Source organism: Schlesneria sp., from assembly GCF_036405755.1.
Taxonomy (GTDB): domain Bacteria; phylum Planctomycetota; class Planctomycetia; order Planctomycetales; family Planctomycetaceae; genus Schlesneria; species Schlesneria sphaerica.
Genome location: NZ_DASWWZ010000192.1, coordinates 1 through 25,117, shown reverse-complemented (window position 1 = coordinate 25,117; position 25,117 = coordinate 1). Strand labels below are relative to the sequence as shown.

Below are 25,117 nucleotides of genomic sequence, written 5' to 3'. Positions count from 1 at the left end.
CTTCTCAGAAGCGGCCCCGTGCCTTTGGGGCGTTTTCAGGGAAGATGGAGCTACGGTTCCGCAGATTTGCGGCAACTGTAATGCCACATTCCGTTTATCCGCCTTTCGTGGCACCTTCCTCACAATTCAAGCGGAGGTATCGAGGGGACATGAGTCCTGGGCAGCTTCCCGTTGTCTCCTCAGGGCTCAGCGGTTCAGCCTGTTTACTCCTTCACATACTCGAAAGTTATTCTCTCGACAGTCCCACTGAATTTTGCCGGAGCGTGGTCGTAGTAGTCCTTCGACACTGGCGAGCCATAGTCGACACCAATGTCGAGACAGTCATTCGCGGTAAAGCCGACAGCCGCCGTCTGTGGTACGCGCCCTTGTGCCACCGTCTTGCCATTCACTTTGAGTGTCACATCCATCGGCGAACCGGGGCGAGGAGCCGTCAGTCGGGACTCGACCTCGACCTTCACCTTCCCTGCCGGAAATTTCGCTTCTGACTTGATGCGGGTGCGGTCAATCATGAACAAGTTGTATTCATAGTGCAGGTGACCATTCTTCACGAAACAGGTGAGGCCCCCCGCGAAGCCTCCGATCGAGTAGAGGACTCCCTCGGCGTTTTCTGGCGCATCGACAACCATGACAACATTGCTGGGAAGTGCTCCCAGCTTGGGAGCCGTCGCTTCGGGAATGCGAGTTAAAGGACCGTTGAATGTCCAACTGTGGAAGGGACTCATCGGCAAGTCTTCGGGGTGCATGACCATCGTCCACAAGCCCCCTCCGATCGGCAGGTTTTTGTTTCGAGTCGACTCGACAAGAAACAGGTTCTTCATGTGAGCGACTTTCTCTGGCAGGTCTGCCGCCAGATCGTTGGCTTGAGTCCAGTCTTCCTCCAGATTGTAAAGCTCCCAGACATCCGACTCGGGGGTCCATTCGTCAATTCCTTTCGGCAATCCAGGAGCCCAGGGGGTGCGGGGACCGAACGTACAGGCGTACCAGCCGTCATGGTAGATCCCACGACTCCCCATGATGTCAAAGAACTGGGTCGTCCGCCGCCCCTTCGCCTTCGAATCGGTGAAGGTGTATGCCATGCTGATTCCATCAAACTCATCCTGCGGTACACCATTAACCACCCGGGGTGGAACGATATTGGTCAATTCGTAGATTGTCGGAGCGATATCGATGACATGGTGAAACTGGGGACGGGGTTTGGCATCCGGCGCGATCTTCCTGGGCCACGCCACCGCCAGGGGCTGACGCGTCCCTCCGAAGTGTGCTGCGACCAGCTTCGTCGATTTGTACGGAGTGCTGCCCGCCCATGCCCAGCCAGCATGGTACATGTTGTCCGTTTTCGCCGAGCCGAGTGCATCAAGGCCGCCAAGTTCATCAAGCTCTTTGATATGTTGGGAAACCTCAGTACGAATACCGTTCTGGGCCAGCAATTCGCTGATGGTGCCATTCTGGCCTTCGGCGGACGACCCATTGTCACCCCAGATGTAGAAGATCAGCGTATTGTCGAGCTTCCCTTGCTTTTCGATTTCATCGATCACACGTCCCGCGTTGTAGTCGGCGTGCTCAGCGAATCCGGCAAAGACTTCCATGAGTCTCCGCTGGAATGGTTTCTCGTCGTCGGGGATTGAATCCCACTCGGCGAGGGTCTCGGGCCGCGGCGTGAGCCGGGCGTCCTGCGGAATCCAGCCCAGTTCTTTCTGTCGGGCGAACACTCGCTCACGGTACTTGTCCCAGCCGTCGTCAAATTTTCCTTTGTATTTATCCGCCCACGCCTTCGCGACTTGATGTGGCCCATGTGCTGCACCGGGAGCCCAGTACATGAAGAACGGTTTGTCGGGGGCGAGTGCCTGTTGCTCCTGTAACCACCCAATGGCGTCCTCGGCGATGTCATCCGTGAGGTGGTAGTCCTTTCGGTGCAGTTCGTGAGGGTTAACGACCGTGGTATTCCGCATCAGGTTCGGTTCGTACTGTGATGCTTCGCCAGCCAGAAAGCCGTAGAAGTGCTCGAATCCGTATCCCGTTGGCCAGTTATCAAACGGGCCTTTCGCCGATGTCTGTTGCGCCGGCGTGTTGTGCCATTTGCCCCATGCACCCGTGTTGTAACCGTAGTACCGAAGCACTTCGGCGACGGTCGCCGATGATCGAGGAATCAATCCGCTAAACCCGTCCCAATCATTCGCGAACTCCGCAATCTGACCATTCCCCACGCGAGTGTGATTCCGCCCGCAGAGCAGTGATGCCCGCGTCGGACTGCACATCGCCGTGGAATGAAACCGGTTATAGGAAATTCCCTTTTTTGCCACGCGGCTGAGCGTCGGTGTGTTGACCTCGCCACCGTAAGTGGACGGAGTCCCCGGGCCCACATCGTCGATCAGAATGATCAGAATATTCGGTGCCTCGGCAGAAAGGCGCTTCGGTTCGACTCTCTTTTTATGAAGCGAATCCTGAATCGTCAGGCCGGCGGTAGAAGCAGAGGGAGTCGGTGGAAACGGCAGGACAGATCCGTCCACCTGTGTTTTCGTATCTGATCGTGGGTTGTCTTGCGGCACGTCCTTCGCGTTCAACAGGGCCCCGACAAAGCCGGAGACGCATCCCAACGCAACCACCGTAAGCGCTAACGCTGATCGTCGACTCATCGAATCCTCTCCTGCTTTCACATCCGCCTGGTTTTTCGCGACACTTATACAACGTCACGGCAATTCTGCCGTCAAGTCAGGTGCCCCATTCGTCCATTTCTGTAGTCCAGAATCGCTTGAGTGATTTCCTCTCGCGTATTCATCACAAACGGCCCTTGCCCGACGACCTTTTCACCGATCGGTTCCCCCGTCAATACCAGCAGTCGAGCGCTGGATTCCGCCGCAACTTGAACTTCGCTTCCAGCCCGTTCAAGCTCGGCCAGTTCCACACCGTGGATGGGCTGGCCGTCAATACGGAGAACCCCTGACTGCACAATCATCAGTGAGGTGTGTCCCTCAGGCAGCGATAACTCGGCCTGCTTCGACTCACCCAGTTGTACGTCCCAGACGTTGACCGGGGTAAATGTTTGCGCGGGACCGCGAGTCCCCTGAAAGGTCCCCGCAATCACCCGTACGGTGCCGGCTTCATTCGGCAGCGGGACACGGGGAATCTCTGAATCGACCAGGCCCTGATACTTCGGGTGAGACATCTTGTCCTGCGCGGGAAGGTTAAGCCAGAGCTGAACCATCTCCAGTGTACCACCCTCGCGCGTAAACCGCTCACTGTGAAACTCTTCATGGACAACGCCCGCGGCGGCAGTCATCCACTGCACGTCCCCTGCCTGAATTACCCCCTGGCTGCCCGACGAATCGCGGTGAGCCAGTTCCCCCTGGTAGACGATCGTAATGGTTTCAAATCCACGATGCGGATGCTCCCCGACACCACGAGGGGCTTCAGCCGGCCCGAAGTGGTGCGGTCCGGCGTAATCAAGCAACAGGAAGGGATCGAACCGGTTGCCCTCGGCATAAGAAAACAGACTCCGAACAGGAAATCCGTCACCAACCCAGTGCGGGTGCACACCGGAAATAATTTGACGTAGCGCTTTCATATTTGCCGCGTTCCTTTCCCTGGGGCGGTCGTTTCAGACGTCGAGACGGGGATCAGGTGAAATGGGTGAGAGTCAACGATGTCGCGGAACGAAGTCTCCTCGACGTGGAGACAGGATTGAACACTCAGGCAAGACTGGTTGCGAATGGCGGCCAGACCGTGCAGGAAAGCCCGCGACCTGAAGTGAAAGTTCCGCGTTCAGGAATATACCGATCGGATCACTCAATACACACCCTACGCCATGGTACACGTGAAAGGTTCCTGTCAGCAGTTCGGCTCCAGTGGACTCGTGCCTGCCCCACGACTTACGGTAGACACGAAAACCGCAATTCAGATCTGGCGGATTGCTCACGTAAAGACGAGAACGGACTGGTGAGCCTCTCGATCACGACCTGTGGCAGGCTTTTGCGCAGGTGAACTTGAAATCGCTGCGGGAACTGTATCGTATCATCAGTCTCAAGCCGTTTCTCTCGACCTGTAGATCAGGGGGATCTTGAGTTCGTCCGACGCGGTTTGAATAGTGTGGTATTTTCGAGTTGTTCCCCGGAGGAAGTCATGGCGAAATTTGTCTACGGAATGAACCAGTCCCTGGACGGCTACGTCGACCACATGAAAATGCAAACCGGTCCCGTGCTTTTTCGTCACTGGGTAGAGCACGTTCGAGGTCTGACCGGAAGTGTCTATGGTCGGCATGTCTATGAACTGATGCGGTATTGGGACGAAGACCGGTCAGAGTGGAATTCTGATCAACAGGAATTCGCTGACGTCTGGCGCAGGCAACCGAAGTGGGTGGTCTCGCGTACGTTGAAGTCCGTCGGTCCCAATGCCACGCTCGTCTCAGATGACCTCGAGGCCTTCATGAGCGATCTCAAAGCTCGACATTCCGGCGAAATCTCTGTCTCTGGACCGAATCTGGCCCAGAGCCTCACTGAACTCGGCCTGATCGACGAGTATCGCCTCTACTTGCACCCTGTTGTACTCGGTAACGGCAAACCCTTCTTTGCAGGACCGCGTCCACCGCTCCGCTTCGTCACATGTGAAGAAATGGGCGACGGCACGATCAGACTGACGTATGTTCCCGCTTAGTGTTGTCCCGTACTGAAGCGACGTCGAAGATCAGGCCGCCGTGGCAGGTCGGACCGACTGCGGTGATTTTCGTTCGCGAGGATCGCATCAACTTTCCATGGTGATCTCGATGATTTTTCCCGACTCATCGAAACTGACGCAGACGGCGTAGTCTGTCACTTCGCCCGGAAGTGTGAAATCAAACATATCGATCTCATCGTCTCCGCCCCAATGCGACCGGAGAACCAAAGCTTCCAGGATCTGCTGAGCGTTTGGTCGCGTCGTCGAAAAATGAGATGTCCAGTACGAGGGATCCAATTCTTCCAGATGATGCGACACGAACAGGGTCGCTCCGAACTCATCGTCGGCTGTACCGTAGGCGCGGTGGATGGCGGTACGTGCTGCAGATTCGCGTCTCTTGATTTCGTTCTGATGAGCGGCCATAGCGGATCATGTCTCCCGATCAAAAAGATTGATGGTCAACCGACAGGACAACAGCGAGAATCAGAATCGTTTCCTGCTCAACATAAACTCTACTCAAGTCAATGCGTCTGCAATATGCAACTGCACGCCGACGGCGGTCTCAAAAATCGAGTTCTCTGTGCTCTGCAATTGTCTCGACGCGTGCCTCAAATTGTCCCGTCATGTTCCGCAGTTCGGCGTTTCAATTGTGCCGCCACCCAATGCCAGGCGACGCCGCCGGTGATCAGTGCCAAACCGACCAGCCAAATGCGGAGCTCAACCCAGAAGGCGAGGAAGAGGCATGACAATAGTCCCAGCCAGGAAATCCAACGAGGATACAATCGCTCGTCTTCCGTCATTCGAATTGCAGCGAGATTGGTAATGGCATAGTAAATCAGCACCGTGAAGGCGCTGAACGACCAGGTTGTTTTGACATTACCAGTTAGTACCAGAGCTGCAATCAGCACGCTGACAAGAATCACGGCGGGATAGGGTGTCGCCTCGAGGAGGCTGACACGGGCGAAGAACGAGGGAAGATCCTTCCTCCGCCCCATGGCGAGGACAACGCGTGACAATCCCAGAACCAGGTTCAGCAAGACCCCGAACATGGCCGTGACGGCTCCGGTGGCTACGACCAGGGAAGCATAAGGAGCGTCGAATTGTCGAGCGATGTTCTCCAGGGGAGCGGCATTGGATGTTCCGGCCGCGGCCAATCGGTCGACTCCGACGGAGGCGATACTCACCCAACCCACGGCCAGATACAGTCCCATCGATACCAGAAGCGTAACGACGATAGCCCGCGGAATCGTGCGGCGGGGCTCGTACACTTCCTCGGACAATGTCGCGATTCTTCCATAGCCGGTGTAGGCCACGAACATCAATGCGCATGACTGCAGAAACCCGGAGACGGGGGACGCAGTGTCGGACAACGGTGAAAAAAAGGGAGTCAGGTGAGTCATTCCTGACGCCAAAGCAGACGGCACCCCGGCAATCACAAAGTAAATCAGGGAAATCAACGTCACCGAGACAATTGCGATGTTTGAGATGCTCGATCGGCGAATGCCGCTCAGGACGAGAGCGGTCACGACAGTCACCACTCCCAACGCGAGTGGAACCAGCCAGGTGGATTCGTTCTGACCAAGTGCATGAAGGACATAGCCAGAGAATCCCAACGCCGCTGTCGCCGCCGAGGCGGTCTTGGCGCAGAGAAACATCCAGCCGGCAATAAAACCGAGGCTCGGATGCAGCCAGCGATAGCCATATTCGTAAGTTCCGCCGCTCACCGGGTGATTGGCTGCGAGCTGAGCGCTACTGAGGCCATTGCAGGCCGCGACCAACGCTGCGATCGCAATCGACAAGATGAAGGCGGGACCCGCAACACCGGCGGCGATCCCGATACTCACGAAGATTCCCGTACCAATAATCGAACCTAGGCCCATCATAGTGGCCCCGAGAACGCCCACTTCTCGTTTCAGTTGCGGGTGTGATCCTGCGGACGATGTGTTGGCCGAGAGATCTGGGATGGATTCATTCATGCACGTTCCCCGCGCGGACCGCTGCGACGAAGCTGCCGATGCACCCTGTGCCAGTCACAATGCCTCAGCCTCATCGCGGGTAGCGGGACGAAACATACCATAGTCGACAAGCCGAGCATTTCAACTTCGCAGACTCGAACAGTTCAAAGCGGGCGACCGGATTCCGCTTCACGAGCACGAGGGGCAAGCTTGAAGCGAGCGACAAGGGAACAGGATGTGAGGACTGCTGATGCTTGCTCGCAGATGTATCTGGAAACGCGTCGTTTGATCCATTGGAACTTGATACCTGTGGCCTGCTTTCTCCGTTCTGCTGCCGTCGAGAGTTTGCTCCCCACTAAACGAGTACGGGACGCGATGGAACTGCGCCTGACAAAACAAGGGAATGTCGTTGCCCCCGCTCGATTGACATCGCATAAAAGTTTTTTAGGATATGTTCAAACACTGTTCGAACAAAATTCTTATTGTGGTGGCAAGAGTGCGAATATCACGAGTTGAGGCGCTGCGGATCAGGCAGCCGGACTTTGAATCGTTCGAATGGTGGTGTACCAGTTCGCTCGATCTGCTCTATGACGAGGGGAAGAGCAACAGGGAGCGTGGCGCGGGGGTGTTCAATGTCCCTATTGATCTGCGACGTGATCCCGTCTTCCACGTTCTCGTGCGCGTCACGACCGATGACGGCCTGTATGGTCTCGGCGCGATCGGACTCGGTTCGCAGGCGATGGCGGATGCGGTAGAGCAACTGCTCGCCCCGCTCATCATTGGTCGAAATCCATTCGATACCGAGCTCAACTGGGAGCTGATGTATCGATCAACCCTGAACATCGGCCGCAAGGGCCTGATTCTCGAGGCCATCAGCGGTATTGATATCGCGATTTGGGACATCCTCGGTAAAGCCATGGGGCAGCCGGTCTACAACCTGCTCGGTGGTAAAACGCGGGAACGGATCCGCGCTTACGCGAGTGCGCTCTACGCCGACAAGAATTTGGATCGGCTGGCGAGTTCCGCTCGCCAATATGTTGATGCCGGATTTACGGCAATGAAGATGCGGTTCGGGTATGGCCCTCAAGACGGTCGACCAGGCATGAGAAAGAATGCCGAACTGGTCCGCACCATTCGCGATGCGATTGGCGACGACATCGATCTGATGGGGGACGCCTACATGGGTTGGACGACTCAGTATGCGATCGAAATGATCCGCATGCTGGAGGATTACCATCTCGCCTGGATTGAAGAGCCGATTTCCCCGGATGATCTCGATGGGTATGCTCGGATTCGCAACTCAACGACCACGGCGATCGCTGGTGGTGAGCACGAGTTTACTCGTTACGGGTTCAAGGAACTGATCACGCGCGGTTGCGTCGATTACGTTCAGCTCGACGTGAATCGAGTTGGCGGTGTGACGGAGGCCAGAAAAGTCTGGGCTCTGGCTGCGGCCTACGCGTTGCCGGTCGTGCCTCATTCGCAGAATTACCACAACCAGCATCTGATCATGTCGCACGTCAATTCACCTCTGTCGGAATACCTGCCCCCCGACTTCCGTGATGGCGACACGTTTCTGTCCGAGCTGTTCGTCGGAGATGCGGTTGCCCACGACGGGCACATTACCTTGTCTGATCAGCCCGGCATGGGTGTGGAACTCAATGAAGCAGCGATTGCCGAATTTCTGCTCAAGTAAAAAGGATCTCCGTTCGTGAGTGATAAATTCCATGGCATCTATCCGATGCTGTTGCCATTCTATCTGCCTGACGATCGTGTCGATCTTGAGATCATGCGACGAGAAGTGGAATTGGTTGTGGCTTGTGGCTGCCACGGTCTCGGTGTGATGGGATTAGGGACCGAAGTCAACAAGTTGTCGACCGCGGAACGGCTTGAGACACTGGCCGCTGTGGCGGAGTCTCTCGGCGGCCGATTGCCACTTTCCGTCACCATCGGTGAGAACACCGTGCGCGGTCAGATCGAATTCGGACGCTACGCTGCCGAGTTGGGCGCGTCCTGGCTGATCCTTCAACCCCCGCCTGTCAGTGACGTGTCTGAACTGGAATTGCTGCGATTCTTCGGTGCCGTCGCGGACGCCGTTCCCCTCCCAATCGCTGTACAGAATGCGGCGATCTACCTGGGGATCCAGTTAACTCCAGCCGGGCTGGTATCACTTCATCGCCAACATCCGAATGTCACGGTACTGAAGACGGAAGACACTCCCGAGGTCACTTCGCGACTCATGAACGAGACCAACGGTGTCTTCCAATTGTTCGTTGGGCGTGCTGGACTCGACATGATCGACCAACTGCGAGCCGGTGCTGTCGGGATCATTCCAGGCATGGAAACGGTCGATCGTACGTCCCGTATCTATGACCATTTCCGTGCGGGACGCGAAGCGGAAGCGACGACGGTCTACAACGAAATCCTGCCGACGCTGGTGTACCTTGAGAAATCGATTAACCATTTCGTGACGGCATCGCGTGAGATCCTGGCGCGGCGCTGGTCACTCGATCAACAGCCTGTGCGGCATCGGCTGGCTCGTCAAATCGATGCCTTTGGCCATCAGATGATCAGTCGCTGTGCGACTTCGATGGGCCTGCTCGCCCCTCCCCCTCGTTAAGGTACCATCATGCGACGGCGTTGCTACTCGTTGCTGAAATTTCGGCTCATTACCTGCATCGTAGCGGTATTCGCTCTCAGCCGCTCTGGGCTGTCGGCAGAGAACGAACAGGTCAGGTGGACTCCCGACATTGTTTTCGCCACGGTGGCTGACGAACCACTGAAGCTAAATCTCGCGCGACCTGCCTCAGGGGACGGCCCCTTTCCTGTCATCGTCTGCATTCACGGAGGGGGATTCTCCGGAGGACGCCGTGAGGACTATGACGACCTTTGTCGAAAGTTTGCGGCACGCGGTTTCGCTGCAGCAACGATCGACTATCGGTTGTCACCAAAGCATCGCTGGCCAGCGCATATTTATGACTGCAAAGCCTCAATTCGCTGGTTACGCGCTCATGCGGCTGAATATCGACTCGATCCAGACAAAATTGGAGCGATGGGAAGTTCGGCGGGGGGGCATCTGTCTCAGTTCCTGGCGGTTACCAATGACGTTCAGGAGTTCGTCGGCGATCACACACATCTGGATCAGTCGAGCAAGGTGAATTGCGTCGCAGCGTGGGCGCAGGCGAGTGATTTCACTCGTGAATACGGCGTCTGGAAGGAAGCGCCCGAAGCATTCAAAGGTTTTCTAGGAGCGGACCTGACCGCTCAGACGAGACGACTGCATGTGCGTGCCAGTCCGCTGTTCTGGGTCACTCCCAACGCAGCGCCAACGCTGCTGGTCCATGGGACAGCGGATCAGGACGTGTTGTTCGTACAGTCTGTCTGGATCCACGAGCGTCTGTTGTCGGCCGAGGTCGAGACACACTTGGTTCCCATCGAAGGAGGCGGACACGGACTGACAGGGGCCCATTTGCATCAGGCCGAACAGGCGACGTTCGAGTTTTTCGAACAGCAGTTTCAATTGAAGAAATAGCGATCGGGAGGTTGTAGATGACAAGTAAATTTCCGGTCGAAGCGTTGACCAAATCTCGGCAGGCATTTTTGGATCTGCGCGAACAGATTCTGGACGGTCGGATTCCGGCGGGAACCCATTTGACCTTGCGACCGATCGCCAAATCGCTGGGTGTGACGGTCGCCGCGGTCTCGGAAGCCGTGCGCGAGCTAGCTCACGAACAACTCGTCGACTTCGAGCCGAACTACGGCGCACGCGTGAAACGGTTCGATGCGGAAACCGTCAGAAGTCAGCACGTTCTACGCATAGCCATTGAATGTGAGGCCATTCGGCGTTGTACGGTCCAGATTGGAAGCCGCAAGCTCGACGAGCTGCAGGCGATGGCAGAGGAAGTCGATCGGCTGGTGGATGTGGAAGAGAACCTCACAGAAGCTCGTCAGAAGGACCTGCTATTTCATCTGCAGATTGCAGAAAACTCGGGGATTCCTTCTCTGCCAATCGCGCTCAAGTCATGTCATCTCGTACGGTTGCTCGCGATTGACGAAGCACAGGACGACGCTCTGCCCATCCCTAACCGCACGCACGCGGAATTGGTGGAAGCAATTCGTTCTCACGATGTCGATGCAGCCGAAGCAGCAATGCGTGATCATTGCGAGCGGTCCCTGCAACTGCAGTTGCGAAAAACGTTCGGAACGATCGGACAGTAATCCCAGCTTCGCTGTGGAGGCGTTACATGAAGTGCATTACCCCTTACATCATTATCTTACTTGCGGCGATCAGTGGTGCCTCTGTTCGCGGAGAAGAGTCAATCGGCGAGCCGGGCCAGGACCAGGCGGGTATTCGATTCTTCGAAACAAAAGTTCGGCCTTTGCTCGTTGAGCATTGCTACGAGTGTCATGGTCCGGATTCTGGCAAGGGAGAAGCGGACCTGCGGGTCGATTCTCTGGAAGGCCTACTGAAGGGGGGGCTATCAGGCCCCGCATTGACGCGAGGTGAGCCGTCGCAAAGTTTGCTGATGTTTGCGGTGAAGCACGACGGCGCCGTGGCAATGCCTCCGAAGAAGAAACTGCCACAGGCCGAGATCGATGCTCTCGGAGCGTGGATCAAAATGGGAGCCCCCTGGCCGGGATCAACGCAAATTGTTGCTGCCGCCACAGCCAAGGACTCACCGAACCAGTGGGATGAAGAGGCTCGCCAGTTCTGGGCGTTTCAGCCGATTCGAGCAGTCGAGCCGCCCGACGTACATGATGCGGAATGGTCAGCCTCTCCGATTGATCGATTCGTCCTGGCACGACTCAATGCTGCGGGGCTAAAGCCTGTCGAAGCTGCTGACAAAAACACGCTGCTGCGCCGAGTCACTCTCGACCTGTTGGGCGTCCCCCCGACCCCTGCGGAAGTCGATGCGTTTCTCAATGATCATCGACCTGATGCATTCGAGCACGTGGTGAACCGGCTGCTGGAGTCTCCCTTGTATGGGGAGCGTTGGGGACGCCACTGGCTGGATGTCGCGCGTTACGCTGACAGTAACGGAATGGACGACAACCTCGCTTATTCCGATGCCTGGCGATATCGAGACTATGTCATTACTTCGTTGAACACGGACAAGCCTTTCAATCGTTTCATTCACGAGCAATTAGCCGGAGACATTCTGGCCGGCAGTGATCCGGAGAGGCGTGACGAATTAGTGGTCGCGACCGGGTTTCTGACGATCGGTCCCAAAATGCTGGCTGAGGACGATCCTGTCAAACAGCAACTCGACATTGTCGACGAACAACTCGATACCACCTGCCGTGTCTTGATGGGACTGACAATGGGGTGTGCACGTTGTCACGACCATAAATATGATCCGCTTTCGCTGAGCGACTATTATTCCCTGGCCGGGATCTTCAGCAGTACTAAGACGATGATCACATTCCGCGTCGATTCCAAATGGAATACCACGGGACTAGGTAGTGTAGAAGCGGCGCTGCGATTGGAAGATTTAGAGCAGATTGCTGATCGCCATGACAATGCGCTTGTGAATGGTAATACGCTCGTGATGACTCCGGAAGAGCGAACGGCACATGCCAACCTACTCGATAAGGTGTGGAAAGAATATGCCCTCATTCCCAAAGCGATGGCCGTCACGGAAGGAGAGATCGGTGACCTTGAAATCCGTTTACGAGGAAATCATCTGACACGCGGCGCCGCGGCCCCACGCCGCTTTCCATCGATTTTTGCCAGCGATGAAACACTTCCGATCACCGCATCAGCGAGCGGACGCTGGGAACTCGCGAAATGGCTGACGAGCGACAGTCACCCCCTTCCCGCTCGCGTCCTGGTCAATCGCGTCTGGCGCTGGCATTTCGGACAGGGCTTGGTCCGCACCGTTGATAACTTCGGCAAGCTGGGCGAGACCCCGAGTCATCCCGAGCTACTCGACTTTCTTTCACGCCAGTTCATCGCAGAGGGCTGGTCGTTAAAGAAATTACATCGTCACATACTACTGTCGAAGACCTGGCAGATGAGCACCGCCAGGAATGAGCAAGCAGCTCAGCTCGATCCCGATAATCGACTGTTGTGGCATCGATCGCGACAGCGAATGGAAGCGGAAGTGCTGCGTGATTCGCTGCTGTCGGTGAGTGGGTTACTTGACCCTGGCATGGGGGGACCGGCCATGGAATCAACGCCATTCCAGAATCTGTCTCTCGGGGGACTTGTCCGAAAGCCTGAACTTTACCAATCGACTCGTCGCAGCGTTTATCTCCCGGTGTTGCGGGGAGCTGTTTATGACGTATTCCAGGCGTTTGATTACCCGGACCCTGCAATCCTGAACGGAGATCGGGCGACGACAACCGTCGCATCACAGGCCCTTTTCATGATGAATGGGGAACTCGTACATCAGGCGGCCCGGAAGCTGGGCGAAACCATTACCGCGGAACCCCTGCCATCCGATCGCGATCGTTTGCAGCAGCTCTGCCAGCGACTGTTCTGCCGTGCTGCGGATGATGACGAGCTAGAGCAATGGTCCCAGTTTTTGACACAGTATCAATTAGCTGGCTCTCTACGGACGGAATCCGAAGCAGACCGGCGCAAGCTTGCTTGGGAAGGGCTCTGTCGTGCACTGCTCTCCTCCAATGAATTTATCTACATCAATTAAACAGAACCTCATTCTCAAACTTACCCGCTGAACCGAGAGGCATGTCACCGCGACCGCTGCTTGACAGGCTGCTGAAAACGATGATGAACTCTCGGGCAATCCCAAAGTCTCTGCTCAATTCAAAACTCTCGCGCGTCTTCGGAGATGCATTGGCTGACATAGCAAGAGTCACGGAGAACCAGACATGAAGCCTCAACCTCGTTCAATACCTTGCCAGCCTGTCTGGTCACGACGTGATCTGTTGTCTGGCATGGGAGCTGGATTTGGCAGTCTGGCTCTCTCTGCCATGCTGGCCGAAAAGGGATCTGGTTCGGAGGCCCCACTTGCGCCGAAAGAATCTCATTTCACCCCACGCGTCAAACGGGTGATTATACTGTTCATGTTTGGCGGGCCATCGCATCTGGATACGTTCGACTACAAGCCGTTCCTCACCCGAGACAGTGGAAAGCCGTTGCCCGCCGAGAGTCGCCCCCGCGTCGTCTCATTCCCCAATCGCATGGGAAATCTCGTTGGCACGCCGTTCGACTTCAAACGTCACGGTCAAAGCGGGATTTGGATGAGTTCCCTGTTCTCCGAACTGCCGCGTCACGCCGACGACTTGTGCATGATTAATTCGATGTACTGTTCCAATTCCCGTCATGGAGGTGCCGTGCTGGAATGGCATACGGGAACCGACACCTTTGTTCGCCCCAGTATGGGATCGTGGATCGCGTACGGATTGGGAACAGAAAACCAGAACTTCCCCGGTTACGTCACGATCTGCCAAGATCTCTCGCAAGGTGGGGCGAACAATTTTGGATCGGCGTTTCTTCCTGCCGCGTACCAGGGCACCCCGCTGGGATACTACGGATTGAAGCCGCAGGAAGCCCAGATTCCCTTTATCGGTGACGGAAAGGCTCGCCGCGATCTGCAAAGGATGGAGATCGAACTCATCGCCGCCATGGACCATCGCCAGGCTTTGACGCGTGGACCTGACAGCGATCTGGATGCGCGTATTGCTTCCTTTGAACTCGCTTACCGATTGCAGACCGAAGCACCCGAAATGCAGGATCTGACAAAGGAATCAAAAGCGACGCACGCACTGTACGGACTCGAGGATCCCGCGACGGCCGAGTTCGGCACGCAATGTTTACTCGCCCGGCGATTCGCTGAACGCGGCGTCCGCTTTGTGCAATGCAACCTGAGCGGCTGGGACGCTCATAGTCGGCTCAAGGAAGATCATACTCACTTGACGCACGCCATCGACAAACCGATTGCGGGGTTGTTGACGGACCTGAAACAGCGTGGGCTTTGGGACGATACGCTTGTCATCTGGGGGGGAGAATTTGGCCGTACCCCCACCTGCGAAGGCGCTGACGGTCGTGACCATAACCCGCACGGCTACACCATGTGGTTGGCGGGTGGCGGTGTCAAAGCGGGGCTGACCGGGGGGAAAACGGACGACTATGGATACTTCGCCACGGAGGACAAGGTTCATGTGCATGACCTCCACGCCACGATCCTGCACCTGCTTGGCCTCGATCATAAACGTTTGACCTATCGCTATGCCGGCCGTGATTTCCGGCTGACGGATGTGCACGGTGAGATCGTCGATGGAATCCTCGCCTGATGTCGCAACCCAACAGAGGCGATGGGTAGCGGGATGCTGAGTCTTGTCCATGCCTCCGAGTCCTGACGGTCATGAATCCTCCACGGTACCCCCCCCTTCTGACTTTTGAATTCCTCACTAAGAGAGACAACGAATGTCCGATCCAACGCGTCGTGAGTTCCTCGCCGTTGCGAGCAGTGTCCTGGCGTCAGCCGGCTTGAACGCAACAGAGCGAAATGCCGCTCAGGCGGCCTCGCAGCCAAAACGTGAAGCCGAATCGAAAGCGATTCCGCCACATCGAGCACAGATCGTGGACGGGGTTCATGCCTATACGGACAAAGTGAATGTTGCTGCGGGCGAAATCATCCGCTTCCAAGTGAGCAGTTCTTATCCCTATGAATTGCAGGTCTGTCGCTTGGGGACGGATGTTGATAGCCCGTCCCGTGATCAGGTGCTTCACAGCTTCGGTTCGTCTCCTGCAGCCGTGCAGGCGATCCATACCGGATCTTATCTCGCGGTCGAGAAACCGCTGGATGCCAAAACAGAGTTGTCGGAATTCGCGATCGAACTGTGGACCAAGCGGTGGCGAACCCTGGAGCGGCAGGCAATCGTCAGCCAGTTCGACGACGCAGATGCCTGCGGGTTTGCACTGTTCGTCAACGAAGATGGCTCACTGGGGTTTTATCTGGGCGATGGTGGTGTCTACGACGAGAAAAAACTTCATACGACCCCGCCTGATCAACTCAAGATGGTCATTAACCCTGAAGGACTGAAAACCTATCCCGACAACACACCCAGTTCGGTGCTCGAAAACAAATGGCATCACGTTGTCGCCCAGTACGATGGCAAGACAAAGCAGGTTTGGGTCGATGGTGTGAAAGTCGGTGAGTGGCAGCACTCGGGGCCGTTCCGTCCGGGAACGGCACCGCTACGGGTCGGTGCCTCAGGCCAGAACGGGCGCGCGGCCGCCCTGCTCGATGCCGACATCGCGATGCCCGCACTCTATCGAAAGTCACTTACCGCTGCTGAGATTGCGTCGCGCATGGCAACGCAGGGATTGAAGGCTCCAACCGACCCGGAACTGCTGGCGTCTTGGCGGTTAGACGAAGAACGTGGCGATCTCGTCGCGGATTCGAGTGGCCACGGACGAAATGCTCGCATCGTCAATCTTGGAACGTGGATGATTGGCGGCCCCAGCTTCAATGCGGCCGTCGAGCGATTCGGAACTTATGATCCCTTCAAAGATCCCAAGCGAGGCCATGGCCTCAGATTGTCGTCCGACGACCTGTTCGACTGCCGATGGGATGTGTCGCATGAGTATCGCATACCGGCAACAGCGCGCTCGGGGATGTATGTCGGACGGATCCGCTTTCAGTTGGACGGCGAAGAGCGGCTCTATCATACCATCTTCATCGTGAACAAGGCTGCCTCGCGCGCGAAAGCCCCAATCGCGCTCATCTGCGCAACGAACAGTTGGAAGGCCTATTCAGCCACGTCATTCAGCCCCAGTTGGAAGGGATTGAAGAAGTCGATCGGCAATAATGGGTTTGCAAACAGTGAAGGTGATCCTCCAGCCTATTGCTTCTATCGGCCTCATCGTGCTGGACAGGGAACCTATCAACTCGGCTTCCGCATGCCCTGGCCGGTCGTCGGTCCGTATGTCTTGATGGGGCCCGAAGAATGGGACTATAGCCATCTGAGTCGGCAGGACCGATTTACTCAGGTCTGGCTGGAAACGCAGGGCTACTCGTACGACGTCTTGACGGATGCCGAACTGCATCTCGATCCGAATCTGCTCGACGGATATCAGGCGGTCTTCGTCGTCGGGCACAGTGAATACTGGTCGTTCGAAGCCATGAACGCGATGGGACGTTATCTTGATCGGGGCGGCAACGCCGTTGTCTTGTCCGGGAATACCGCCTTCTGGCGCGTCTCGTTCAACGAAGATGCGACTGTCATGGAGTGTCGTAAGTGTGACGCACCGGGCTCAGCGATCCCGGCCGAACGACGGGGCGAGCTCTGGCACAGTCATGACGGCCAGCGTGGCGGCATGTCACGAGAATGTGGCTTCCCGGCGTGGCGTCTGTTCGGTCTGGAATATTTCTCGCTTGAGGGGGTTGGCTGGCCCGGCGTCGGCCCGTATGTCGTCCGAAATCCTGACCATTTCCTCTTCAAGGGACCCAAACCCCTGAACCTGAAGTCCGGAGACACGTTCGGCGGTACACCTGGCAAGCCGTTCCCCCAACCGATCGGTCACGAAGGGGACGTGCGAGTTTCAACGATGGCCAAATACCTGGTCGAAGCAGCACCCCCCGGCGGCACTCAACCCACAGAAGATCCCGCGGGAATGACGTTGCTTGCGGATGGCTACGCCGATCCGAAAAAAATTGCATTTGCCTGGGACTACTTCCAACGACTTGTGATGCCCGACAAACTGCCTCCGCTCACCGCGGCCGCCGAAATGATTTTGTGGAACCGACCCGGTGGAGGCAACGTCTTTCATTCCGGCTCCATCAATTCCGGCTCAACACTTGCAAGCGACCCGAGTTGGTCGAACTTGATGCACAATGTGCTGAGTCACTTTGGCTGCCAGCCTGAGCAACGAGCATGATTGCGGATCATCGCGGCAGATTGGATCTGTCGCGCCGAACCTTCGAATGGAGTGCCGCAGAATTTGCCATTAACCTTATGTCGCGCCCGTTCCGGCTTATCAGGCCGCGACGGGTGACGACCATTGGACTGTAACCTTGACAGAATCCACTGCGACGAATGATGGTCTGCGTCGAACAGTTCCACTGCTCATGCTGGTTGTCGCCTGCGGACACTTCAATCGCATCAGCATTTCTGTCATCGGCAGCGAACGGCTGATTCCCCTATATGGGCTCACCCCGGAAAGGATGGGGTTGGTCTATTCTGCGTTCCTGCTTTCTTACACACTGGCAATGTTGCCTGGTGGCTGGTTAATCGATCGATACGGGGCTCGCGCCGCCCTGATATTCTGGGGCTTCGGCTCCGTCGTCTTCGTTGGACTGAATGCCGCAGCGTCTGCTCTGCAAAGCGACGCACTCGCTCTTTGGACGAGTCTCGTTGTGATCCGTTCAGCCCTTGGAATCTTCAATGCTCCTCTACATCCCGCGTCCGCAGCGATGGTGTGTGAACGTGTCGCCCCCCGATCTCGGGCTTTCGCCAACGGGCTGGTCACCTTCGGGGCGATCATTGGGATCGCATCGACCTACCGTGTGATGGGATCGATGATTGACAACTTCGATTGGTCAACGGCCCTCATTATCTCGAGCGTTGTCACGCTGATTGTGACACTCATCTGGACACTGAGCACACGTCCGAACACGAACGCCGATGTTCATCGGGCAGTGACGAAGCGTCCGACCATGTCGCTTGGGGAGATCTCCCCGGTCCTGCTGCAGCGCAGCGTCATCTGTATCGCACTGAGCTACGGAGCGTACGGCTACTTCCAATATCTGTTCTTCTATTGGATTCAATACTTCTTCGAGACGATTCAACATTTGGACAAGTCTGTTGCTCGCGACTATTCGACGATCATTACGGGTGCTATGGGTCTCGGCATGGTCTGCGGTGGCTGGTTGACAGACCTGGTTCCGCAATCGCTTTCGCCACGGCTCAGGCGAGCCATCGTTCCCGTCATCGGTATGATTGCCAGCGGGGCCGTATTCGAATTGGGCCTCATCACCTCCGATCCTCAACTCACTTTTATCTCACTGGCGATCGCTTCCGCCTTGATCGGAGCCTGCGAAGGCCCGTTCTGGACAACCTCCGTGGAATTGGGCGGTCGTTATGGCGGTATCACTGGCAGCCTGATGAATACCGTCGGAAACCTGGGGGGAACAATCTCGCCCTATATCACTCCTTGGCTGGGAGCCCTGTTCGCTGCACGTTACGGAGAAGTTCTTGGCTGGAAACTGAGCCTGGCCGTTGCCGGCGCCATCGTCATCGTTGGTGCCCTGCTCTGGTGGGGAATCGACCCCGTCGCCCAAACGCAAAAGACTGACGACCAGCCTGTCGACTGAAATTCCAATGCCATCTGGTAATCCAACCGACCCACCGGATGACTCACGAATCTCAGTCCCATGAAACATCGCGCCTTTCGGCAAATCAACTGCGTTATTTCATCAACTGCAGTGCCCGTTGCTCCAGTTCTAAATGACTGACGTCCATTGACTGGAATGTTTCGACGAGAACGCCTTGTCGCATAATGCCGATTCGTGAGGCGATCTGGCGAACTTGATAGAGGTCATGACTGGCCATCAGGATTGCCACACCTTCGTCGCTCAATTGACGCAGGACTCGCGAGAACTCGTGTGCCGCTTGAGGATCAAGCCCCGAGGTCGGCTCATCCAGCAACAGGCCCTTGACGCGACGGACAAGTGCCAGGGCGATCACGACTTTTTGTCGCATTCCCTTGGAATAATCGGCTGCTCTTCGATCGATCGCACTTTCAGGCAACCCCGCTTGTTTCAATGCGTCTGATAGTCGCTGACGGTGCAGGTTGCTTTCTCCCGCCAGGGAAGCAAAATATCTCAGATTCTCAATCCCTGACAGGCGAGGATACAGCGAGACCTGTTCTGGAATATAGCCGAGCCAGGATCTGGTCTGTGCGGGATGGGCCCGGGGATTGAGGCCGTTGATCTTTACTTCACCAGAAGTCGGGCTGATGAAATTCAGGAACAGTTTGATGGTGGTCGATTTGCCAGCGCCATTGGCGCCCAGCAGGCAAAAGACTTCGCCCGGTAGAATGCACAGATTCAGCTGGCTCAGCGCCACATGTGAGCGATAGGCTTTGGTGAGTTCTCGGGCTTCCAGCATGTTGGATTTTCTACAGTTAATGTCTGTCACTTCGTTGCATCATTTGCCAGTTCGTCCAACCGCCCATCGCGGTCCAGAGCAACAAGGATGTTGCCGACAACAGTAAGGGGGCTTGATCCAGTTGCGAGGGAAGATTCTTGACCTGGAACCTCGGAAGTTCTCGCATGTCTGTCAGCATCAGCTCGCGACCCTCAAGTGATAGAGTCTCGAAATGACTGAGGTAATGATCGTGAAATGCAGCTGTCTCACGTGCCAGCCCCAAGAAGTGGCGCAGACTGGTTCCTGCACATTGATCAGCCGCTGTCCGCCAGGCGAGCAGCGGCGAGAGCATCTGACAGAGGTCCAATTGCTCTTCGCGCTGTCGAAATCTAAGAAAGTACTCTTCTGTTCTCTGATGGGCTTCTGACCGGATGGCTTTGATCAGAGCAAGATCACGCAGCACGAATTCCCGTTGAGGATCGTCCTCGTCCAGCGTGATGCCAGGATGGCGTTGCAGGAATTCGGCCCAGACGACGTCCACATCCTGTTCGAGCTGCTTTCTGACGTCGGCTTCCATGGCGATGAGATCCGAAGCACGGGGCAGTGGAAAGCGAGTATTGATCGCATGCTCCACAGCGGATGGAACCGCAAGGACCAGCACGTACCAACACAGCAACAGCAGCAATCCGCTTCCGGATGACGAAAGCTTGAAGGAACTGACCAGGATCGCCAAAGCCCCCCAGAAGGCAAGATAAACAAACAGCCACCCGCCCCAGAGAGCAATGTTCCTGATCGCGACCAGGTCAACGTCGCCGACGGGGGCGATGAGTATCCAGGAGACCGTCAACAGGAAGACGACCAAGGCGATTGCGGTAACACGGATGAGACTGCGTATGACGACGAGCCGGAACGTTGATGTCGCCTGCGAGCGAATCAGATCCCAACGCCCCAGTTCCCGATCTACAGCGACCACGTTGAAAGTCAGGCCAATGACTGCCAAAGGGAGTATGGCCCCGATCAGTAATGTCAGGTCAAATGTTCCCACCGCGGCGAGGATGGGACTGGTGCGCATCGTTCGTGACACCGTGGCAGTGATTGAAGATCCGGCATGGTCGTAATGATCGGGCCATTCGCCACTGGCACCAGTCGACAGCCCTGCCAGCACGGAAGGGGGAAGCATTGCACGCCAATGGCCTCCCGTGAATCTCAGAAGATCGGCGGATCTGGCAGACATCTGCAACTCTGACCGACGATCCTGCTGAGCCTGCGTCAGCCCGCTTAGTTCCCTGTTCGAAGTGGAATCGTCATCAAAAGCGGACTCCAAAAAAGCACGCTGTTGCACGTTTTCCTGCTCGAGAATCTGTTGCCGCTCCCATCGTTCCTGAGTGCGCAGCATTCCCGAAAGCAGGGCCAGCAATGTCAACACCGCTGCCACGCCCAGAGTTGCCGGTACAGCGGGGTCTGAGACCGCCAGATGCCATTCGCGTCTCAGTTCGGTCGTGATGCCAGCGAAAACTTTCAAGACAGTCCCCCTCGTGGGAGCAGTAACGCGAGCATCGCCAGCGCGAGACACCAGAAGAACAGTCCTGCCAATGACCGACGGTGGGCGCTCAGGACAGTTGTTGCAGAAGGAAAGTGCTGTTGAAACTCAGGCACCTGATTCCAAAAGGCTCTTGCCGCTGCCGCATCAGTTCCAGGAAATTGCCGTTCCATTTCCGCAGTATTCATCGACTCAACGAATGCCCGGCGATATTGCTCGGCCGCGTTGATGAAGGTGTCGTGATGACCACGATCTGTGCCGGCCAGTGCGGAAGAAATCGACCGGATTGACAGGTAAGGAGAGAACCAGACCAGGTCTTCGACAACGCGATACTGCTGCTGAAAAATTTCGCTGATCTGTCTCTCTGCCTGATCGTCCAGTGCATTCGTAAACTTTTCACCGGCCAGCAGGCGCGCCGCCCGGAGGTCAATCGGTAAGTCCGTCAACTTCGCTAGGCCGTATTTCTGAAGCAGGTCCTGCTCGAGAGCCGCATGGAATTCCTGCAGGGAATGACGGCCGTCGGACCCCTGCCGCACTGCCGTAGCACGGGAATCACGCAGGCTCCGTTCGTCGGGAAGTGGAAAACGCGAATCAGCCAGGTCGACTGCCAGACGTGGCAGGATGAGCGTCCAGATTGCCCAGCACGAGATCAACAACACGAACGATGTCCCTGCAGAGAAGCGAGCCGATAATGCCGTGCCGACCGCGCACCAACCTGCCAGGTAGAGCAGGTTCGATCCGTAGAGAGCTGCCGCACGAACTGCAAGCTCCTGTGAAGACATCTCGATTCCTCGCAGAGGCCAGATTACCGTTAAAATTAACGTCAGCAGGACGGGAACACTCAGTCCAACCGCGACGCAATACACGGCCAACCATTTGCCAAACACGGCCTTCCGCCAGGTCAGGCCGACGCTGGCGAGAAGCCCCCAGGTCCCTTGCTCATGCTCGCGCGACATGAGACCGTGGCTGATCAGAATGATCACCAGAGGCAATATCGCCTGCAGCAACAAGGCAGGAGTGATAAAATCGAGCCGCAGCATTCTGACGTGGTTCTCTCTCGCCGCATTGACCGTCTCGTGGCGCTGATGAGCTTCCAGCCGAATTTCTGTTCCCAGTTCGGGGGCGACTCCGGAATCGACCCCCGCCAAGGGAGAGGGGCGTTGATAGACAACGGTCCCACGATGCGTGGCCTGGTGAGGACTTTGCGTCGGCTGGTTGAGCCAGTCCTCGCGCGCCGCGTGCTGCCGCCACGCCTGGGCAGAGGCTCGTTCTGCCCAGATCCATTGAGACACCAGACAGCTGATAAACAACATCATCACGTAGGTCGCCAGTACAGCCACGACGGAGCGATCGCGCCCGAGTTCGCTCAGTTCCTTTCTGGCAATCGTCCACAGCATTGGTTTCGTTTCACGTTCACAAAGTGGATAGGCAGGAATTGAGTGCCAATTCGTAAAAATAGAGAGAGTCCGAATTCTGACACTCTGCTTGCAGGAGGTGCTGACAGCTGTTGAAGCAGCCGGCGCAGGCCCTTGAGTAATGCGAGTTCCCCGTTGCTGTCGGGGCGGCATCGGACCCTGTCCCGGTTCCAGCAGGCTGTGAGCTGAAATGCGTGTCCCCGCAATTTTTTGAGCAGAACTTCCGTTGCTGGATTGCTCGTCCCACTCCCAGCCTGCTTCTTTAGAGCGAGCGGAAAGCCCCCTCAGTGCTTGCTCTCTTCTCCGCCGACAACGATCAACTTGGTTGGCATCCCGCCCACTTTGTATTTGCCGACAATCTTCAGTTCAGCCAGCGACATGACCCACACTTCTCCGCTCCCGGGATTCGAGATCAGTCCAAACTTCGCATCATCGTCCACACTGATCGTGTGATGTCCGTAGTGACCTTCTACACGGCTGGGACCGACGTCAATCGTTTTCGAGATCGCCGCATCGGCAAAGTCCCGGTCTCCATTCGGATCGAGATCAACAATCGTCAGCTTCTCTTGAACGGCACCTTCTTTTCGATTCTGAAATATGAAGGCATATCGCTTGCCTCCGGCCGTTGCGAAGGCGTCTGGCGTCACCAGTGAAAGCCCATCCGATATGGAAATCGGCAACGTGACGATCGCGGGTTGAGGAGCCGCGGCGTCGAGCAGGCAGAGAGCCGAGTTTTCCAACGCGCCGGTTGTAAAGAGCACCCAGTTCCGATGATTTGTAAATGCCCCGGTTCGCAGGGGGCGATCGGAATCCTTGTCTTTGCCCAGAGAGAGGTGATTGATGACGACCGTCTCTGCCTTCTGCTTCAGCTCCAGGTCGGCATCGACCCAGTACACACCATCGGATGGGGCGAAGAAGATCCGGCCAGAGTTGGCAACCGCACCATGGAGTCCGCCAACAGGCAGATGGAATGTATAAGCGATTGAGTCGTCGCCGGTTTTTGTCAGATCCGAAACATCGATTCGGCCCTTATCGGGACCTCCGCCGGGGATCCACGTTCCATATCCCACCTTGTGATCAACCGCGGCCAGTGTGATGTGCGCACCGCCGCCGCGATGAAATGTTCCCTTCCGCTGGTCGGCAGGTCCCGTCAACTGTGCGGGAGTCAGCCGCGTGTAACCGGACAGACTGTCATTTGCCAGGTAAAACGCCTTGTCGTAGACATAGAGGTGGGCCGGATTTCCCTGAGACTGGTCGAGTACACTGGCCAGCACCTGCGGGGGACTGCGATAGGTGAAATCGGAATGATCGCCGTGCGGCATCTCGTCAACCCCCAGATCAATTGCGACCCACCCGCTGAGAAATTGGCCGCTATCATCATCCCGTACTCCGACAAGCAAGACATTTCCAATGCGCTCCATCTGCACCAGTTCGTGACGTTCCTTGTCAAGCTTGGGAAAACCATGAACAGGCCCTCCCGGTTTGAGGATCAGGCTGGCTCCGGCTTTGACCAGATCTCCCCACATCAGCGTTTTCCTGTCCCGATCCTGCCAGACGATCCGTGTCATGGGCTCCGGCTGGCCTGAAGCGGCTGTGCTCGACGCAATGCAGAACGTGGACATCACCGTCAGCACGAGAAAGCCCGTCAATTTGCCGCGCTGACTTCGCAGATTCGATCTCATCGAGTAGTTCTCCAGGATTAACGTTATGGGTTGCATGTGAAGGCGCAGGGCTGCTTAGGGCCGGAAGCAGATTTTCATTGAGGGCGGCCAGTGCGAGTCGGAATTCCCGGCTTGAGGAACTACTGCAGCGCGGTGCGCGGCCTCGTCCCCTGACCCCGTCGGTAGAACAAAGGAGGTTCGCCAGCCCGCGATCGCTCGCTACCCCTTAATCCTCGGGGCGACCGGAACGACGACTGAAAATGTCATCACCTGTACTCGGTTCATGAGGCCTCTTCATCCGCTTCCGTCGCAGGCATTGCCAATCCGAACGGATGAGGACGAACAAAAAGCTTGCTGGCCCCTTGCCGACTTATTTCATGCCGGAGCTTAACGACAACGAAATCAAGATGCAATGCATGTGCATATGAAATCTAAATGCACAAGAGTTGCAAAAGCGGTTTTGGGGCGATAGGATCATTTCGACGGCGGGGTGTCTATGGCGAATCGTGACTTATGGTGGACCACTCCGAGCCGCCCTCAGATGTTTTTATTTCTTAGGAGGTTGGTATGACTCGTCCCCGTTGGTTGCGGAATCTGCACGGATTCACGCTCATCGAACTGCTGGTCGTGATTGCGATCACTGCAATCTTGATTGCTCTGCTACTGCCGGCGGTCCAGCAGGCTCGCGAAGCAGCGCGTCGCACGCAGTGCCGCAACAACCTGAAGCAACTCGGGTTGGCCCTGCACAATTACGAAAGTTCTCACCGCGTCCTTCCGCTGATTTCTTCCAATAGCACAGGCTATTCCGCCCAGGCTCAGCTACTTCCCTATATCGACCAG

Annotated in this window: 18 protein-coding genes; 10 read left to right on the top strand and 8 right to left on the bottom strand. The window is 56.5% G+C overall.

Translation table 11 applies throughout. The features are described 5' to 3' along the window. Positions 1-203 precede the first annotated feature (203 nt). Positions 204-2,633, bottom strand: coding sequence for an arylsulfatase (locus VGE80_RS06470; RefSeq protein WP_440592084.1), 2,430 nt, complete (start codon positions 2,631-2,633; stop codon positions 204-206). A gap of 71 nt (positions 2,634-2,704) precedes the next feature. Next, positions 2,705-3,562, bottom strand: coding sequence for a pirin family protein (locus tag VGE80_RS06465; RefSeq protein WP_373652158.1), 858 nt, complete (start codon positions 3,560-3,562; stop codon positions 2,705-2,707). 554 nt (positions 3,563-4,116) lie between these two features. Between VGE80_RS06465 and VGE80_RS06460 the strand changes: the two genes are divergently transcribed. After that, positions 4,117-4,647, top strand: a complete 531-nt coding sequence (locus tag VGE80_RS06460; protein WP_373652157.1) for a dihydrofolate reductase family protein — start codon at positions 4,117-4,119, stop codon at positions 4,645-4,647. An 87-nt stretch (positions 4,648-4,734) separates the two neighbouring features. Here VGE80_RS06460 and VGE80_RS06455 read toward each other — a convergent pair whose 3' ends face one another. Further along, a complete protein-coding gene (locus tag VGE80_RS06455) occupies positions 4,735-5,070 on the bottom strand; it encodes a DUF2004 domain-containing protein (RefSeq protein ID WP_373652156.1) in 336 nt (111 codons plus the stop codon). 185 nt (positions 5,071-5,255) lie between these two features. Next, on the bottom strand, positions 5,256-6,623 hold the full coding sequence (locus tag VGE80_RS06450; protein WP_373652155.1) for an APC family permease: 1,368 nt from the start codon (positions 6,621-6,623) through the stop codon (positions 5,256-5,258). Positions 6,624-7,098: 475 nt separating this feature from the next. On the opposite strand from VGE80_RS06450, the gene VGE80_RS06445 reads away from it, so the two are divergent. The 8 genes from VGE80_RS06445 to VGE80_RS06410 all read left to right on the top strand — a co-directional run bounded on the left by VGE80_RS06445 (position 7,099) and on the right by VGE80_RS06410 (position 18,886). Then, the gene (locus VGE80_RS06445) at positions 7,099-8,298 is read left to right on the top strand and encodes an enolase C-terminal domain-like protein (RefSeq protein WP_373652154.1); all 1,200 of its coding nucleotides are present in this window, start codon (positions 7,099-7,101) and stop codon (positions 8,296-8,298) included. Positions 8,299-8,313: 15 nt separating this feature from the next. Continuing rightward, positions 8,314-9,222: a dihydrodipicolinate synthase family protein gene (locus VGE80_RS06440; protein ID WP_397569965.1), complete on the top strand. Its 909-nt coding sequence runs from the start codon at positions 8,314-8,316 to the stop codon at positions 9,220-9,222. Positions 9,223-9,231: 9 nt separating this feature from the next. Then, positions 9,232-10,134 (top strand): alpha/beta hydrolase fold domain-containing protein, encoded by a 903-nt coding sequence (locus VGE80_RS06435; protein WP_440592083.1) that lies wholly within the window; start codon positions 9,232-9,234, stop codon positions 10,132-10,134. 17 nt (positions 10,135-10,151) lie between these two features. Further along, complete coding sequence (locus VGE80_RS06430; protein ID WP_440592082.1) at positions 10,152-10,820, top strand: GntR family transcriptional regulator; 669 nt, start codon at positions 10,152-10,154, stop codon at positions 10,818-10,820. A gap of 26 nt (positions 10,821-10,846) precedes the next feature. Further along, positions 10,847-13,252 (top strand): DUF1553 domain-containing protein, encoded by a 2,406-nt coding sequence (locus tag VGE80_RS06425; RefSeq protein ID WP_440592081.1) that lies wholly within the window; start codon positions 10,847-10,849, stop codon positions 13,250-13,252. 184 nt (positions 13,253-13,436) lie between these two features. Continuing rightward, the gene (locus VGE80_RS06420) at positions 13,437-14,861 is read left to right on the top strand and encodes a DUF1501 domain-containing protein (protein WP_440592080.1); all 1,425 of its coding nucleotides are present in this window, start codon (positions 13,437-13,439) and stop codon (positions 14,859-14,861) included. 133 nt (positions 14,862-14,994) lie between these two features. Continuing rightward, entirely contained in the window at positions 14,995-17,451 is a 2,457-nt protein-coding gene (locus VGE80_RS06415) for a N,N-dimethylformamidase beta subunit family domain-containing protein (RefSeq protein WP_440592079.1), read from the top strand. A 136-nt stretch (positions 17,452-17,587) separates the two neighbouring features. Continuing rightward, the gene (locus tag VGE80_RS06410; RefSeq protein ID WP_440592078.1) at positions 17,588-18,886 is read left to right on the top strand and encodes an MFS transporter; all 1,299 of its coding nucleotides are present in this window, start codon (positions 17,588-17,590) and stop codon (positions 18,884-18,886) included. Positions 18,887-18,980: 94 nt separating this feature from the next. Here the strand turns inward: VGE80_RS06410 and VGE80_RS06405 are convergent, their stop codons facing one another. The 4 genes from VGE80_RS06405 to VGE80_RS06390 all read right to left on the bottom strand — a co-directional run bounded on the left by VGE80_RS06405 (position 18,981) and on the right by VGE80_RS06390 (position 24,298). Continuing rightward, on the bottom strand, positions 18,981-19,682 hold the full coding sequence (locus VGE80_RS06405; protein WP_373652146.1) for an ABC transporter ATP-binding protein: 702 nt from the start codon (positions 19,680-19,682) through the stop codon (positions 18,981-18,983). Between the two features lie 16 nt (positions 19,683-19,698). After that, positions 19,699-21,183: a DUF3526 domain-containing protein gene (locus VGE80_RS06400; RefSeq protein ID WP_373652145.1), complete on the bottom strand. Its 1,485-nt coding sequence runs from the start codon at positions 21,181-21,183 to the stop codon at positions 19,699-19,701. Further along, positions 21,180-22,598 (bottom strand): DUF3526 domain-containing protein, encoded by a 1,419-nt coding sequence (locus VGE80_RS06395; protein ID WP_440592077.1) that lies wholly within the window; start codon positions 22,596-22,598, stop codon positions 21,180-21,182. Before VGE80_RS06395 ends, VGE80_RS06400 begins: the two co-directional genes overlap by 4 nt. Before the next feature lie 302 nt (positions 22,599-22,900). Continuing rightward, positions 22,901-24,298: a YncE family protein gene (locus VGE80_RS06390; RefSeq protein WP_440592076.1), complete on the bottom strand. Its 1,398-nt coding sequence runs from the start codon at positions 24,296-24,298 to the stop codon at positions 22,901-22,903. Positions 24,299-24,844: 546 nt separating this feature from the next. Here VGE80_RS06390 and VGE80_RS06385 point away from each other — a divergent pair. After that, a partial coding sequence (locus VGE80_RS06385) for a type II secretion system protein (RefSeq protein ID WP_440592075.1) occupies positions 24,845-25,117 on the top strand: 273 nt, incomplete at its 3' end.

Excerpts from the sequence above, each read along its gene's own strand:
- VGE80_RS06430 (WP_440592082.1), top strand. The coding sequence starts at position 10,152 with ATGACAAGTAAATTTCCGGTCGAAGCGTTGACCAAATCTCGGCAGGCA.
- VGE80_RS06390 (WP_440592076.1), bottom strand. The coding sequence starts at position 24,298 with ATGAGATCGAATCTGCGAAGTCAGCGCGGCAAATTGACGGGCTTTCTC.
- VGE80_RS06420 (WP_440592080.1), top strand. The coding sequence starts at position 13,437 with ATGAAGCCTCAACCTCGTTCAATACCTTGCCAGCCTGTCTGGTCACGA.
- VGE80_RS06450 (WP_373652155.1), bottom strand. The coding sequence starts at position 6,623 with ATGAATGAATCCATCCCAGATCTCTCGGCCAACACATCGTCCGCAGGA.
- VGE80_RS06435 (WP_440592083.1), top strand. The coding sequence starts at position 9,232 with ATGCGACGGCGTTGCTACTCGTTGCTGAAATTTCGGCTCATTACCTGC.
- VGE80_RS06470 (WP_440592084.1), bottom strand. The coding sequence starts at position 2,633 with ATGAGTCGACGATCAGCGTTAGCGCTTACGGTGGTTGCGTTGGGATGC.
- VGE80_RS06460 (WP_373652157.1), top strand. The coding sequence starts at position 4,117 with ATGGCGAAATTTGTCTACGGAATGAACCAGTCCCTGGACGGCTACGTC.
- VGE80_RS06415 (WP_440592079.1), top strand. The coding sequence starts at position 14,995 with ATGTCCGATCCAACGCGTCGTGAGTTCCTCGCCGTTGCGAGCAGTGTC.
- VGE80_RS06425 (WP_440592081.1), top strand. The coding sequence starts at position 10,847 with ATGAAGTGCATTACCCCTTACATCATTATCTTACTTGCGGCGATCAGT.
- VGE80_RS06405 (WP_373652146.1), bottom strand. The coding sequence starts at position 19,682 with ATGCTGGAAGCCCGAGAACTCACCAAAGCCTATCGCTCACATGTGGCG.
- VGE80_RS06395 (WP_440592077.1), bottom strand. The coding sequence starts at position 22,598 with ATGCTGTGGACGATTGCCAGAAAGGAACTGAGCGAACTCGGGCGCGAT.
- VGE80_RS06465 (WP_373652158.1), bottom strand. The coding sequence starts at position 3,562 with ATGAAAGCGCTACGTCAAATTATTTCCGGTGTGCACCCGCACTGGGTT.
- VGE80_RS06455 (WP_373652156.1), bottom strand. The coding sequence starts at position 5,070 with ATGGCCGCTCATCAGAACGAAATCAAGAGACGCGAATCTGCAGCACGT.